The sequence below is a fragment of the Nonomuraea sp. NPDC003560 genome (genome assembly GCF_042878785.1).
Taxonomy (GTDB): Bacteria; Actinomycetota; Actinomycetes; order Streptosporangiales; family Streptosporangiaceae; genus Nonomuraea.
The window spans coordinates 115147-129120 of sequence record NZ_JBIAOF010000003.1 but is presented as its reverse complement, the minus strand read 5'-3'; the positions used below and the strand labels follow the sequence as shown (position 1 = coordinate 129120).

Below are 13974 nucleotides of genomic sequence, written 5' to 3'. Positions count from 1 at the left end.
GTAGGTGACGGATTCCTGGAACAGCGGTGGTTGGGAGCCCCAGCCGCCGGTCAGCTCGGACCCGGCCTCGCCGGTGCGCCCGTACGCGGTGACGGGCGGGCGTACCGCGCCCAAGGTCAAGCTGGCCATGGAGGCCCTGGTCTCGTCGGCTACGGCCGAACACCGGGAGTTCTCCCACATCACCCCCGAGTACAAGGCGATCAGCCAGCTCTGCCGTCAGGTTCGGTCGGTCGCCGAGGTGTCGGCGCTGCTGCGGATCCCGCTCGGTGTGGTGCGTGTTCTGATCGCTGACATGGCGGCCGAGGGCCTGGTACGGGTGCATCAGCCGCAGCTGGATGCGGGTAGGCCGGACGTCAACCTGCTGGAAAGGGTGCTCAGTGGACTTCGCAGGCTCTAGCCCCGGTCTGACCTCGACGAAGATCGTGGTGGCCGGCGGCTTCGGCGTGGGCAAGACGACGTTCGTCGGCGCGGTCTCGGAGATCATGCCGCTCACGACGGAGGCCGTCATGACGGACGCCTCCGCGGGCATCGACGACCTGGGCATGACGCCGCTGAAGTCGACCACGACCGTCGCGATGGACTTCGGCCGCGTCTCGCTCGACCGCGACCTGATCCTGTACCTGTTCGGCACGCCCGGACAGCACCGGTTCTGGTTCATGTGGGACGACCTCGTGCGCGGCGCCATCGGCGCCGTCGTCCTGGTCGACACCCGCCGCCTGGCCGACAGCTTCCCCGCGATCGACTATTTCGAGGAGGCGCAACTCCCCTTCATCGTGGGGATCAACGGCTGGGACGGCACGTACGCCCACAGCGACGCCGAGGTCCGCGACGCCCTCACGCTGGCCCCCCACATCCCGCTGGTGCGTCTCGACGCCCGACAGAAGGACTCGGTCAAAAGCGCTCTGATCAACCTCGTCGAGCACGCGTTGACCGTCCGGATGGCCGTGCCAGGCTGGAGCGGCTAGGAGAGCGGATAGGCTGAAGTCTTAGACGTACATTCGCTTCGAGGACTGGCCAACCACGTGTTCGAGACGCTTTCCGACCGGCTGACATCGGTCTTCTCCTCCCTCCGATCCAAGGGTCGGCTGTCCGACGCCGACATCGACGCCACCACCCGCGAGATCCGCATCGCCCTGCTCGAGGCCGATGTCGCGCTCCCGGTGGTCAAGGCGTTCGTCGCCCAGGTCAAGGAGCGCGCCCGCGGCGCCGAGGTCTCCCAGGCGCTCAACCCGGCGCAGCAGGTCGTCAAGATCGTCAATGACGAGCTGATCGAGATCCTCGGCGGCGAGACCCGCAGGCTCCGCTTCGCCAAGACCGCCCCGACCGTCGTCATGCTCGCGGGTCTCCAGGGCGCCGGCAAGACCACCCTGGCCGGCAAGCTGGCCCGGTGGCTGCGCGATCAGGGCCACGCGCCCCTGCTGGTCGCCGCCGACCTCCAGCGGCCCAACGCCGTGCAGCAGCTCCAGGTCGTGGGCGAGCGCGCCCAGGTCGCCGTCTTCGCGCCCGAGCCGGGCAGCGGCGTCGGCGACCCGGTCGACGTCGCCCGCCGCTCGATCGACGAGGCCCGGCGGCTCAACCACGACATCGTCATCATCGACACCGCCGGTCGCCTGGGCATCGACCAGGAGATGATGAAGCAGGCCGCCGACATCCGCGACGCGGTCCGCCCCGACGAGGTCCTGTTCGTGGTCGACGCCATGATCGGCCAGGACGCCGTCACCACGGCCCAGGCGTTCATGGACGGCGTCGGCTTCGACGGCGTCGTGCTGACCAAGCTCGACGGCGACGCCCGCGGCGGCGCCGCACTGTCGGTGCGGCACATCACCGGCCGCCCGATCATGTTCGCCTCCACCGGCGAGAAGCTGGAAGACTTCGACGCCTTCCACCCCGACCGGATGGCCTCCCGCATCCTCGACATGGGTGACATCCTCACCCTGATCGAGCAGGCGCAGAAGACGTTCGACGAGGAGCAGGCCGCCAAGATGGCGGGCAAGCTCACCTCGGGCGAGAACTTCACGCTCGACGACTTCCTCGAGCAGATGATGATGGTCCAGAAGATGGGCCCCATCAAGAACCTGCTCGGCATGATGCCCGGCATGGGGCAGATGCGCGACCAGCTCAACTCCATCGACGACCGCGACCTCGACCGCATCGCCGCCATCATCCGCTCGATGACGCCCGGCGAGCGGCAGGACCCGAAGATCATCAACGGCTCCCGCCGCGCCCGCATCGCCGCCGGTTCCGGCGTCACGGTCAGCGCCGTGAGCAACCTCGTCACGCGCTTCTTCGAGGCGCAGAAGATGATGAAGCGGGTGGCCGGGGGCATGGGGCTGCCGGGCATGCCCGGGGGGCGCGGGAAGGCGTCCAAGGCCCAGAAGAAGGCCAAGAAGGGGCGGCGCGTCAGCGGCGACCCGCGCAAGGCGGGCCTGGAGAAGTCGGCGTCCCCGTCGCCCGACGGCGAGGGCGGCGCGCCCAAGGCCGGAGGAGTGCTGGGGAACCTGGGCGGCAAGCTGCCGCCGGGGCTCGAACTGCCGCCGGGCTTCGACCCGTCGAAGCTGAAGCTGCCCGGGCAGTAACCGCGCCGACCGGGGCGGGCACCCGTTCCGCCCGCCCCTGCCCGGCGTGCACGTCTGCCCGGCCTGCACTTTTGCCGGGCCTGCACATTTGCCCGGCCTGCGCGGCCTGCGCGTCTGCTGGGCCTGTGCTTTTGCCGGGCCTGCGGGTTTGCACGGCCTGCGGGTTTGCACGGCCTGCGGGTTTGCACGGCTTGCGCGTCTGCTGGGCCTGCCGCGTCCGCCTCTCGCGCCTGCTTGTCGGGCAGGTCCTTTCACGTGTCGTCTGGCATGTAGCTGTCTATTGCGTGGCCTTCTGTCGCGCGTCTCCTTGCCGGGCGCGCGCCTGTCCCTGACCACGACCCTGGGCTGGCCGACCGGCGCGTCCGTCTGTCCGCCGCGCCTGTCTGGCGCCTGACTCGGAGCAGTGTCTCTTACGCGTGCCATGGCGGGCCTCGCCCCGCACCGGAAGCTCTGGGCATCCAGGCGCGCCCTTACACCTGCGCCCCTTGCGATGGCGGCCCCTTACGCCGGCGCCCCTGTGCTGGCGGCCTCTGTGCTGGCGGCCCTTGCGGTGGCGGCGCCTGTGCTGGTGGCCCTTGCGTCGTCGGTGCTGTGCCGGCGGGTTTTGGCGCCGGTCTTGCTCGCCCCGGTGCCCCCTTCGCGCCGATTCTTCTCGTACTACCCCTACTCGCGCCGCCTTCATGACGGTGGTTTGCGCGTCGGGGCTGTGTCGCTGTTCGCCGGTGTGTTCGCGCTCGCCCGAACGGGTGCGCGCCCGGGACCGTGGTCGGTCACCGGGCGCGCGGATGTGAGGCCGTTCGGCCTGCTCTAACGGCAGAGGAGCATCCACTGAAGAGCGGGGTCCATGAGGAGCCACCCTGAGGCGGCCGTTACGGGCATCCACATCGGCAGGCCGGTGAGCGGCGACCTCTGGGTCACCCAGGCGTCTTCGTGCGCCGGACCGAACTCGCCGCCGTGATCGCCGGGCCATTGATGACCGCTGGGGTCGCCGTGGTGGTGCGGCTCATGCGGGTTGTACGGCCACTCGCAAGAAGGCCAGTGGCTCTTCTCATACGGCTTGTGAGTCTTGTGCGGCTTGTGAGTGCAGTCATGCGTGGGCGTCGGGCTCGGCGTGGGCGTCGGCGTCACAGTGGGCGTCGGATTCGGCGTCGGCGTCACGGTGGGTGTCGGCGTGACCGTGGGTGTGGGTGTCACGGTGGGTGTGGGTGTCACGGTGGGTGTCGGCGTCACGGTCGGCGTGGGCGTCACCGTGGGCGTCGGTGTCACGGTGGGCGTAGGAGTGACGGTCGGCGTCGGCGTGACGGTGGGCGTCGGGTTCGGCGTCGGCGTGACGGTGGGCGTCGGTGTCACGGTGGGGGTGACCGTGGGTGTCACGGTGGGTGTGACCGTGGGGGTGGGTGTCACGGTGGGCGTAGGGGTGACGGTGGGCGTGGGTGTCGGGGTCACCGTGGGGGTGATCGTGGGCGTCGGGGTGGGCTGGTTGGGGACGCAGTTGACCTCCACCCGGCCGATGGTGACCTCCGTGAGCGGCCCCTCGTAGACGACGTTCCCGTCGGCGTCCCGCAGGCTGGCCGAGATCGAGATCGTCATGTCCGCCTCGGCGGAGGTCGCGTCGTTCGTCGTGGCGTTGTCGGTCCTGACCACCGTCAGGATCCCGTCGTACACGCCGGGGTACCCGAGCTGCGCGCCCGTGGCGGGCACCTCCGTGGTCCCCTGGTCCACGGGGACGCCGAGCACCGTGATGGTCCCCGGCGCCGCCTGCACGGACGCCATCGCCGGAGCCGGCGGCGTGCACCGCGCGTGCGTCTCCACATTGCCCGTGACCAGCAGCGGCTCGGACGCGTCCGGGTTCAGCTGAAGGGTGTTGACGACCAGTTGGGCGCTGGCCTCCCAGACGTCCGGCGCGTCGAGGCCGTCGGCCTGGATCTGTTCGTTGGCCAGGCTGACGAAGTCGGTGACCCCGTCGGGGTCGCTCCAGTCGCCGGTGTCGGTGCCGGGGTCGGGCCCGACGGACGCCGTGCCCCAGGTGCCGGAGAAGCCCGGCTGGCCCAGTTCCGGGATCTCGGTGATGGTCAGGCCGATACCGTTGGCGTTGGCGAACTCGCCCGCCGCGGCGGTGGCCGTAAGCCCGAACAAGGCGCCGGTGAGCAGGACGGACGCGCCGGCGGTGAGCAGCCGCGCGCGCGTGAACAGCGGATTGGTCGTGGTGGTCACCCACCCATTCCGCAGGGAAGTTGATCAAGTCGGGCGAGGTGACACGCGGCCCTTGCCGAGCCTTTGCCGCGGCCTGCCGGGACAGGTCGAAGGCACTGTCCGCGGTCTGGCAGAATGACATGTTGGAACATCGTGACCAGGTGGGTGCCCTCTCATCTCCTGCCGGCCACGCCTGTCCCTGGAACGTCCTCTCATCGTGCCCCACTCGATGAGGTGCCGTTCACCCACGCTCGAATGCAGGAGAGACCACACCAGTGGCAGTCAAGATCAAGCTCAAGCGGCTCGGCATGATCCGCAACGCTCAGTACCGAATCGTCGTCGCCGACAGCCGCACCAAGCGTGACGGCCGGGCGATCGAGGAGATCGGCCTGTACCACCCGAAGGAAAACCCTTCGCGCATCGAGGTCAACGCCGAGCGTGCGGCCTACTGGCTGGGTGTCGGCGCGCAGCCGACCGAGCCGGTGCTCAAGCTGCTCAAGCTCACCGGTGACTGGCAGAAGTTCAAGGGCGAGGCCGCCCCGGCGCCGCTGCTGGTCGCCGAGCCCGCGCCCGACCGTCACGCCCTCTACGAGGCCGCGGCCAAGGAGGCGCTGTCCGGTGGCGACACCGGCACGGCCGCCACCACGGCGCCCAAGCGTGCCAAGAAGAAGGAAGAGGCTGAGGCCGCCCCCGCCGCCGAGACCCCGACCGAGGGCGAGGGCTGACGTGCTCGAGGAGGCTCTCGAGCACCTCGTTAAGGGCATCGTCGAACATCCCGACGATGTCCGGGTCCGCGCTCGCCGCATTCGCAGCGGGCGCGTCCTGGAGGTCCGGGTGCACCCCGAGGACCTGGGCAAGGTCATCGGACGCGGCGGGCGCACCGCCAAGGCGCTGCGCACCGTTGTGAACGCCCTGGCCGACGGGAAGTACGTACGGGTCGATCTGCTCGACCTGGACGAAGCAGTCCGTTAGCGTCAGGAATTCGCGCCCTCATCGGTCCCGAAGGGGCTGATGGGGGCGCTTGCGTTAGGAGAAGGTGGGTTTACGTGCAGCTGGTCGTCGGCCGGATAGGCCGTCCGCACGGTGTACGCGGCGAGGTCACCGTGGAGGTGCGCACCGACGATCCCGAGCTGCGCTTCGCCGAGGGCGTGGCAGTCGCGACCGACCCGGCGAGCGCGGGGCCGCTCGTGGTCGAGAGCCGCCGCTGGCACAAGGGCGTGCTGCTGATCGCGTTCGAGGGGGTTCACGGCCGCGACGCCGCCGAGGAGCTCCGGGGCACCATGCTGGTCATCGACTCCGCCGACGTGGAGTCGTCGGACGACCCGGACGAGTTCCACGACCACCAGCTCGTCGGGCTGGCGGTGGAGACCGTGTCGGGCGAGCCCGTCGGCGAGGTCACCGACGTGCTGCACCACGGCCAGGACCTGCTGGTCGTACGCCGGCGCGGGCAGGACGACGCGCTCATCCCGTTCGTGAAGGCCCTGGTGCCCGAGGTCGATCTGACGGGCGGGCGCCTGGTCGTCGACCCGCCAGAGGGCCTGCTGTGATGCGCCTCGACATCATCTCCATCTTTCCCGAGTACTTCGCCCCGCTCGACGTCTCGCTGATCGGCAAGGCGCGCGAGCGCGGCACCCTCGACGTACGCGTCCACCAGCTCCGCGACTGGGCGCACGACGTGCACAGGACGGTCGACGACACGCCGTACGGCGGCGGTCCCGGCATGGTGATGAAGCCCGAGGTCTGGGGCGAGGCCATCGACTCGGTGATCGGCGACGGCGCTCCGCGGGTCATCGTGCCGACGCCGAGCGGGCGGCCGTTCACCCAGGAGATGGCCCAGGAGCTGGCCGCCGAGCCGTGGCTGCTGTTCGCCTGCGGGCGCTACGAGGGCATCGACTCGCGCGTCATGGCCGAGTACGGCGCCCGGCTGCGGGTCGACGAGGTCAGCATCGGCGACTACGTGCTGGCCGGCGGCGAGGTCGCGGTGCTGGTGATGGTCGAGGCCGTCGGCAGGCTGCTGCCCGGCGTGCTGGGCAACGCCCAGTCGGCCGTGGACGACTCCTTCGCGCCGGGTTCGATGCAGAACCTGGTGGAAGGCCCGGTCTACACCAAGCCGCCGGTCTGGCGCGGGCACGAGGTTCCCTCGGTGCTGCTGTCCGGACATCACGGAAAAGTCGCCCGATGGCGACGGGACGAGGCGCTCCGGCGTACGGTGCGGAACCGGCCGGAACTGGCCGCGGCGCTCGATCCCGAGACGCTCGACAAGCACGACAGGAAGCTGCTCGACGAGCTCTCGTTTCGCGTCCGGCCGGAAGATGTGGCAAACTGAATCGCTGCCGACCATCACACGGTTGGTCCGTCATGCCCGGGTAACGGTCCCGGGTTCATCAAATCAGCAAGCGTGTCCGCCGCGAGCTCCGGCCGGGTGGACCTCCGCGTGCTCGCGAGGACTTGAGGACAGCTCTCATGCACACGAAGATCCAGGAGCTCGAGAAGGCGACCCTTCGGAGCGACGTCCCGGCGTTCCGCCCCGGTGACACGCTCGAGGTCCACGTACGAGTCGTCGAAGGCAACCGCTCCCGTATCCAGGTCTTCAAGGGTTTCGTGCTGCGCCGGCAGGGCAGCGGCGCCCGCGAGACCTTCACGGTCCGCAAGGTCAGCTACGGCGTCGGCGTCGAGCGCACCTTCCCGGTGCACAGCCCGGTCATCGAGAAGATCGTGCTCGTGACCCGCGGTGACGTGCGTCGCGCCAAGCTCTACTACATGCGCGACCTGCGCGGCAAGGCCGCCCGCATCCGCGAGAAGCGTGAGTCCACGCCCGCGAAGTAACCCCAATCTTTTCCGAAAGGCCCGTGCACCGCACGGGCCTTTCGGCTTTGCGGGGCCATTTCCTTTATGTGGAGCGACTCGTGCGTGGGTGTAACGTCGGTCGAGGCTTGTCGAGCCGTTCCATCATCTAGGCTCGTCAGCGATGACAAGCGAAGACCAGGAGCACGGCGCCTCGCGCCGCCCTGTCGAGGACGAGGTGGACGTGGTCGCCGAAGAGACTCAGAAGCCGGCAAAGGGCGACAAGGAGAAGAAGGGGTCGTTCTGGAAAGAACTCCCCGTACTTGTCGTTGTGGCCCTCGTGCTGGCCCTGATCATCAAGACGTTCGTGATCCAGGCCTTCTACATTCCGTCGGAGTCCATGGAGAACACCCTGCTCAAGAACGACAGGGTCCTGGTCAACAAGCTCGTCTACCACACCCGTGACATCGAGCGCGGCGACGTGGTCGTCTTCTCCGGCGTCGACTCCTGGGACGGCGAGTTCGAGGTCGAGGAGCCGTCCAATCCGATCGCGGGCTTCTTCCGCTGGGTCGGCACGGCCTTCGGCGTCGTCCCCGGCGAGAAGGACTACATCAAGCGGGTCATCGGCGTGGGCGGCGACCACGTCAAGTGCTGCGACTCCAAGGGGCGCATCACGGTCAACGGCACGGCCATCGACGAGGAGAGCTACCTCTATCCGGGCAATGTGCCGTCCGACCGGTTCTTCGACATCACCGTGCCGCCCGGGCGGCTGTGGGTGATGGGCGACCACCGTTCCGTCTCGCTCGACTCCCGCTCGCACACCGGCGACCAGGGCGGCGGCTCGATCCCCGAAGGTCAGGTCATCGGCCGGGCCTTCGTGATCGTCTGGCCGTTCAACCGGGCGGGCGTGTTGTCCATACCCGACACCTTCGCGCAGCCCGCGCTCCAGGCACTCGGAGGGGCCGTACCGCTGGTGGCCGGGTTCGGGCTGGCCGTACCCTTGGTCCTGGTTCGTCGGCGCCGGTTGGGGAGGAAGCGCTGATGGCCGTCACCAAGAAGGCGGAGGGCGTGGCCAAAGAGAAGAAAAAGGGCGGCTTCCGGGAGACCGTCCTGCTGCTGGTGCTCGGCGTGGGCATCGCGTTGTTGCTCCAGGCGTTCGTGATCGGGTCGTTCTACATCCCGTCGGAGTCGATGGAGAACACCCTGCTCATCAACGACCGGGTCTTCGTCAACAAGCTGGCGGGCGATCCCGAGCGCGGCGACATCGTGGTCTTCAAGGGCTGGCGTACCGGCGAGGACACCATCAAGCGGGTCATCGGCGTCGGCGGCGACAAGGTGGTGTGCTGCGACTCCAAGCACCGCATCAGCGTCAACGGCACGCCGCTCGACGAGGAGTCCTACCTCTACCCCGGCGACTTCGGCGGCGGCGACAAGTTCAGCGTCACCGTCCCGGCCGGCAAACTGTGGCTGATGGGCGACCACCGCACCGCCTCGGCGGACTCGCGGGCCCACATGGACGAGCCCGGCGGCGGCTTCATCTCCGTCGACGACGTGATCGGCAAGGCGGTCGTCCGCTACTGGCCGCTGTCGCGCGGCTACCTGTTCTCCACGCCCGAGACTTTCGACAAGGTCAAGTAAGGGGCTTTCGGTCGCGGTTTGCGGCGAATGGGGCGTACGCTTCGAGTGTCATGACAGTTGCGTTCCGCCCTCGACCGAGCGTCGTCCGGCGCGATTCCGGACTCTACGCCTACGAGCGGGCGCTGGCCCGCCGTGGGCTGACCCCGATCGCGGGCGTCGACGAGGCGGGCCGCGGCGCCTGCGCCGGGCCGCTGGTCGTCGCGGCCGTCGTCCTGCGCAGGGAGATCGACGGTCTCGGTGACTCCAAGGTGCTGTCCCCGCCGGTGCGCGAGCGCCTGTACGACCGCGTCGTCGCCACCGCCCACGTGGGCGTCGTGGTGATCCCGGCCGCCGAGATCGACGCCCGGGGGCTGCACAGGAGCAACATCTCCGGAATGCGGCGGGCTGTGGCGCAGTTGCCATGTGATCCGGAGTACATCCTCACGGACGGCTTCCCGGTGCCCGGCATGCCCGCGCCGTCCCTGGCGGTGTGGAAGGGGGATCAGGTGGCCGCCTGCGTGGCGGCCGCGTCGATCGTGGCCAAGGTGACGAGGGACCGCCTCATGGTCGAGCTGGATCGAAGGTTCCCTCAGTACGGTTTTGCCGAGCACAAGGGGTATGTCACGCCAGGACACCGTTTGGCACTGGAGAGACACGGCCCGTGCCCCGAACACCGTTACTCCTTCGTCACGGTGGCCAGGGGGATGGGTGAAAATGAGATGGGGGCCGGGGTTGCCTGAGCAGGCGAACCGGGGGACCGGTACGACAGGAGGACCGCGATGAGCGCAGAGGATCTCGAAAAATACGAAACCGAGATGGAGCTGCAGCTTTACCGCGAATACCGTGATGTCGTCGGTTTGTTCACATACGTCGTGGAGACTGAGCGTCGGTTCTACCTGACCAACTCGGTCGACCTCGACGTCCGTACGGCGGAGAACGGCGACGTCTTCTTCGATGTGAAGATGCAGGACGCCTGGGTGTGGGACATGTACCGGCCGGCGCGGTTCGTGAAGAACGTGCGGGTGGTCACGTTCAAGGATGTGAACGTGGAAGAGCTGGCCAAGGCCGACCTGGAGATGCCCAAGGAAGGGTTCTCGGGGTAGGTCGAAGGGGCGCCGTCGAGGCGGGGGCCGGTGGGGCGGCGGGTGTTGTTGGTGCGTCCGGCGGTGGCGGCGTGTTGGGCTCGGTTGAGCTTGCGCTCGCACCTGGAGTTCCAGGGTTCTGGGGTTGCAGCGTGACGCCGCGGCTGCCACGCCGTATCGGGGGACTCATCGATCTGGGCGGCTATTGGTCCCAGGATGTCTCGTTGCTGGTTGACCAACGCTGACCTCATCGGCCCGATGCCTTGCACAATGCGCACCTGCACCTGCTGAGTACCGCCGCCTCCTGCACGCTGGCCCCATACTGCACGCTGAGCACCCGCCTGCTGCTAGCTGGGTGCTGTCGGCACATGTTGGGCTCTGCCGGGACGTTGGGCTCTGCCGGGACGTTGGGCCCTGCCGGGACGTTGGGCCCTGCCGGGACACGTTGGGCGCTGTGGGCACACGCTGAGCGCGATGAGCGCGTGCTGGGGTGTCATCCGGCTTGCGATGGTCGTCGTCGAGCGCAAGGTGAGGGGCGCCGGGCAGGCGGGAGCATTAGCCAGCTCAGGGTAGCGACGCCTGGCCCGCGATGAGCGTTGGCAGCAGGCTCAAGATGAGCGCCAGCTGGCCCACGACGGAGGCGCCTGCCCCCTCCTCCTGCCACGCGCTACACGTCCCCCGCTACGCGCTCACCCGCCTCCTCCCACGTGCTGCCCGTCATGTGCCGCCTCGTGGGATGGGGGCCGCGTCCTACCCACACCGTCACCGCCAGCCGTCCGCATCGCTTCAGGGCCGTGGAGGGCCGCAGGGCTCATGATGCGCCTCCGCCGCCCCTGCGCTGTGCAGTCGCCGACTGTCGTGCCACGGCGAGCCGCCTCGGGCAGGACGGTCACAGCGCACATCGCACCTGATCACACAACGCTCTGACCCGTCCCGTCATCTGGGCATGGATGCACAGATGACGCCCCTCGAATGGCCCGGCAACGAGCCTCGGTTGCGTGGAGTTATCCACAAGCCACCGCCCAGCTCTCCCCGCTATCCCCAGAATCCCGTTCGCCTCCGTCTGATCTCCCCGCCATCCGCCAAGGTCGGTGACCGAACACAGCACCGACGACGGACGAAGGGACGCCACCCATGGCTCCGAAAGACGAGCTCGGCAAAGAAGGCGAGCACCTGGCCGCGATCTACCTCGAAGCCAAGGGAATGACGATCCTCGAACGCAACTGGCGCTGCCGTCGCGGCGAGATCGACATCATCGCCCTGGACGGTCAGGTCCTGGTGGTCGTCGAGGTCAAGACCAGATCGAGCAGATCCCACGGCACAGCCCTGGAATCCGTGAACCACACCAAACTGGCGCGGCTCCGCATGCTGGCCGCCAAATGGCTGTCGGCGCAGTCCCGGTCCTTCGAAGCCGTACGCATAGACGTGATCGCCCTTGAGCGCTTCGCGGGCAACTTCGCCCTGCGCCACATACGGGGGGCGATCTAGATGGCCGTGGCCCGCACCCGCAGCGTCGCGCTGGTCGGTGTGAGCGGCCGCAGCGTCGAGGTCGAGGCCGACGTGGGCAACGGCCTGGCCGGCATCCACCTCATCGGCCTGCCCGACACGGCGCTCAGCGAGGCCCGCGACCGGGTGCGATCCGCCGTGGTCAACAGCAGTTATCCCAGGACGACCCCGGTCTAGCTGGGTAAACGCTCATTCGGGCCGTCCTTGGGCCGCCTGTGGGCCGCCAGCCGCAGAGTCAGGCCGTCTCATCGCCGCGTCGATGATCCTCCGCATCCGCTGTTCCGACTTCGGCAGCACGTGGGCGTAGACCCTCAACAGCAGCGCGCCGCCGTCCGCGTGGCCCAGCCAGTCAGCGACTGCCTTCGGGCTCTCGCCCTCGGCCAGCAGCACGGAGGTGAAGTACTTCCGCAGCATGTGCATCCCGTGCTCGCGGAAGTCGTTCCCACGCTTCTCGCGCCGCTTCAGAGGCACGATCCCCGCCTGCTCGAGCGCTACGTGCCACGTCCGGAGGAACGTCGAGGGGTGCACCGGCCGGCCAAAGGAGTTGGCGAAGAACAGCCGCGCGGTGTGCGGCGGCCCGTCCTCCTTCATCCATGGCAGTGTCACCTCGACCGGCTCGAAGCGGCGCATGTGCTCAGATAAGGCGATCTTGACGCCCTCGGACAGAGGCACATCCCGCGGCTTGTCGCCCTTGGGTAACGCGAAGATGAGCCGGTCGTTGAGAATCTTGATCTGCCGCTGAACGTGCACCACGCCGGGAAGCCATTCGATGTCGTCCGGGCTGAACGCGAAGATCTCGCCCTGCCGCAACCCCAGCCCCCGGCCGGCGTCGACCATCGCCTGGTAGCGCTCAGGCAGGGCGTCGTGGACATCGAACACCTGATCGGCAGTCCACAAGATGAGCTTCTTCTTGGTCGCCTTCGGGATCACCACGGCGCTGGACTTGAGCGGATTCTTGACGATCAGCTCGTCATCGATGGCCACCGTGAATACGAGGTTCACGTGCGCCATGATCACGCTGATCGTGTTCGGGGCGAGATGCTCCGCCAGGCTCGTCACCAGGCCCTGCAGAATGCTGGGGCGCTTGGCTAGGCGGCCCAGCTCCTGGCCGCCGATCGCGGGGTAGACGTGCGTGGCGAGCCGCTTATGCATCTTCGCGCGGGTGCTTGGGTTGAGGGTGCGGTTCTTGATGACCTCTTCGGCGAACGCCTTGAACGTGACCTTGCCCGCGTCCGGATCGATGTACGTGCCGCGCTGTAGGTCAGCCTCGACCTCGATCTTCCGCCGGTCGGCATCGACCTTCCTGCCGAAGCTCTCGTTCTTCTCGCGGCCGTCAGGCCCGTCGTACCGGAGCCGCCACCGCGAGCCCTTGCCGTACCTTGTCGGGTCCTTCTCTAGGACCGGCCTGCCCCTATCGTCGAGCAGCACCTTGCCGTCCGGGCCGCGCGCCTTCCGCATCCAGCGGTCTTCGACGTGAGCCATCTCGTCACACCTCCTTGACAGGGAATTCCTGGTACACAAGATCGGGAGCCTCGAGCCAGGCATCCTCTCGGCCCTCGATGTGCTCCGTGTACCAGTTCCTCATGACGTGGATGAAGTCTTCCTCGGGGAGCCGGTGAGTCCCGCCCTTGTCCGGCCGGCCACTGATGAGCCGCAGTCCTTCCCATGTGGATCTGAAGAACCGATCGGCGTGCAGTGCTTTGAAGACCCAGAGCAGACCCCAGGCCGTCACCGGGTCGAGGTCATGGGTGCCGGTCTCCAAGCGCGGTCGCATCGCCGCGGCGAGCTTGTGCATCTCCTCCTGCCAGGCGACGAATGAGGCGGCTACCTGCTCAGAGATGTCGAGCGACGCGCGCCGGAACCGGTCCACGGTGAAGCGGAGTTCTTGATCCGTTGTTCCCTCGGTCAGCATCCCGTTGAAGTCCGCCTCGAGGACCCTTGCGATCACAATCGCCTCGTTGAGCCGCACGGGGCGCTCGCCGTTCTCGATGCGCTGGACGGTCGGCTGATGAAACGGCAGACCGTACGCCTTGAGTTCACGCGCCAGGTCGGTCTGTGTCATCTTCCGCGCCTCGCGGAGTCGCTTCATCTGCTGGACGAAGTTGTGTTCCCACCTGGGATTCGGATGCTCAGCCACAGGTGCAATATAACGCTTTGTTGGCGCTAAGTCTGCAGTTCGTTGCACAGATGTGGCTAGTGGTGTTAGATAAGGAACT

General features: G+C 68.1%; 17 protein-coding genes. 14 read left to right on the top strand and 3 right to left on the bottom strand.

The window, feature by feature from the left end; all coding sequences use genetic code 11:
* Window positions 1-4 precede the first annotated feature (4 nt).
* Genes ACFYUV_RS11475 through ffh form a run of 3 tightly spaced genes read left to right on the top strand, consistent with a single transcriptional unit; the run spans window position 5 to window position 2576 of the window.
* Window positions 5-397, top strand: a complete 393-nt coding sequence (locus ACFYUV_RS11475; protein ID WP_352350303.1) for a DUF742 domain-containing protein — start codon at window positions 5-7, stop codon at window positions 395-397.
* A 7-nt stretch (window positions 398-404) separates the two neighbouring features.
* Window positions 405-965 carry an ATP/GTP-binding protein gene (locus tag ACFYUV_RS11470; RefSeq protein WP_352350493.1) on the top strand — a complete coding sequence of 187 codons (561 nt, stop codon included), beginning with the start codon at window positions 405-407 and terminating at the stop codon, window positions 963-965.
* 57 nt (window positions 966-1022) lie between these two features.
* Window positions 1023-2576: a signal recognition particle protein gene (gene ffh / locus ACFYUV_RS11465; RefSeq protein ID WP_358283740.1), complete on the top strand. Its 1554-nt coding sequence runs from the start codon at window positions 1023-1025 to the stop codon at window positions 2574-2576.
* Window positions 2577-3383: 807 nt separating this feature from the next.
* On the opposite strand, the gene ACFYUV_RS11460 is transcribed toward ffh, so the two are convergent.
* Window positions 3384-4790, bottom strand: a complete 1407-nt coding sequence (locus ACFYUV_RS11460; protein ID WP_387667745.1) for a hypothetical protein — start codon at window positions 4788-4790, stop codon at window positions 3384-3386.
* Between the two features lie 254 nt (window positions 4791-5044).
* Between ACFYUV_RS11460 and rpsP the strand changes: the two genes are divergently transcribed.
* From rpsP to ACFYUV_RS11405, 11 genes are all read left to right on the top strand, one after another.
* A complete protein-coding gene (gene rpsP, locus ACFYUV_RS11455; RefSeq protein ID WP_352329496.1) occupies window positions 5045-5494 on the top strand; it encodes a 30S ribosomal protein S16 in 450 nt (149 codons plus the stop codon).
* 1 nt (window position 5495) lies between these two features.
* Complete coding sequence (locus tag ACFYUV_RS11450; protein ID WP_020546537.1) at window positions 5496-5741, top strand: RNA-binding protein; 246 nt, start codon at window positions 5496-5498, stop codon at window positions 5739-5741.
* Window positions 5742-5815: 74 nt separating this feature from the next.
* Window positions 5816-6316, top strand: a complete 501-nt coding sequence (gene rimM, locus ACFYUV_RS11445) for a ribosome maturation factor RimM (RefSeq protein WP_358283744.1) — start codon at window positions 5816-5818, stop codon at window positions 6314-6316.
* The gene (trmD, locus tag ACFYUV_RS11440) at window positions 6316-7095 is read left to right on the top strand and encodes a tRNA (guanosine(37)-N1)-methyltransferase TrmD (RefSeq protein WP_364324447.1); all 780 of its coding nucleotides are present in this window, start codon (window positions 6316-6318) and stop codon (window positions 7093-7095) included. The genes rimM and trmD overlap by 1 nt, the downstream gene beginning before the upstream one ends.
* 137 nt (window positions 7096-7232) lie before the next feature.
* Complete coding sequence (gene rplS / locus ACFYUV_RS11435; protein WP_352350313.1) at window positions 7233-7595, top strand: 50S ribosomal protein L19; 363 nt, start codon at window positions 7233-7235, stop codon at window positions 7593-7595.
* Window positions 7596-7737: 142 nt separating this feature from the next.
* Window positions 7738-8595 (top strand): signal peptidase I, encoded by an 858-nt coding sequence (gene lepB, locus ACFYUV_RS11430; RefSeq protein ID WP_387667740.1) that lies wholly within the window; start codon window positions 7738-7740, stop codon window positions 8593-8595.
* Window positions 8595-9191 (top strand): signal peptidase I, encoded by a 597-nt coding sequence (lepB, locus tag ACFYUV_RS11425; RefSeq protein ID WP_352330985.1) that lies wholly within the window; start codon window positions 8595-8597, stop codon window positions 9189-9191. Before lepB (ACFYUV_RS11430) ends, lepB (ACFYUV_RS11425) begins: the two co-directional genes overlap by 1 nt.
* A gap of 50 nt (window positions 9192-9241) precedes the next feature.
* Entirely contained in the window at window positions 9242-9910 is a 669-nt protein-coding gene (locus tag ACFYUV_RS11420; protein WP_364324443.1) for a ribonuclease HII, read from the top strand.
* Window positions 9911-9949: 39 nt separating this feature from the next.
* A complete protein-coding gene (locus ACFYUV_RS11415) occupies window positions 9950-10273 on the top strand; it encodes a DUF2469 domain-containing protein (protein WP_026215037.1) in 324 nt (107 codons plus the stop codon).
* A 1113-nt stretch (window positions 10274-11386) separates the two neighbouring features.
* Window positions 11387-11740 (top strand): YraN family protein, encoded by a 354-nt coding sequence (locus tag ACFYUV_RS11410; protein WP_352350319.1) that lies wholly within the window; start codon window positions 11387-11389, stop codon window positions 11738-11740.
* Window positions 11741-11935 carry a magnesium chelatase domain-containing protein gene (locus ACFYUV_RS11405; protein ID WP_387667737.1) on the top strand — a complete coding sequence of 65 codons (195 nt, stop codon included), beginning with the start codon at window positions 11741-11743 and terminating at the stop codon, window positions 11933-11935.
* 12 nt (window positions 11936-11947) lie between these two features.
* Here ACFYUV_RS11405 and ACFYUV_RS11400 read toward each other — a convergent pair whose 3' ends face one another.
* Both ACFYUV_RS11400 and ACFYUV_RS11395 read right to left on the bottom strand, forming a co-directional pair.
* The gene (locus tag ACFYUV_RS11400) at window positions 11948-13240 is read right to left on the bottom strand and encodes a tyrosine-type recombinase/integrase (protein ID WP_387667735.1); all 1293 of its coding nucleotides are present in this window, start codon (window positions 13238-13240) and stop codon (window positions 11948-11950) included.
* Between the two features lie 4 nt (window positions 13241-13244).
* The gene (locus tag ACFYUV_RS11395; protein WP_387667733.1) at window positions 13245-13895 is read right to left on the bottom strand and encodes a multiprotein-bridging factor 1 family protein; all 651 of its coding nucleotides are present in this window, start codon (window positions 13893-13895) and stop codon (window positions 13245-13247) included.
* Window positions 13896-13974: the final 79 nt, after the last annotated feature.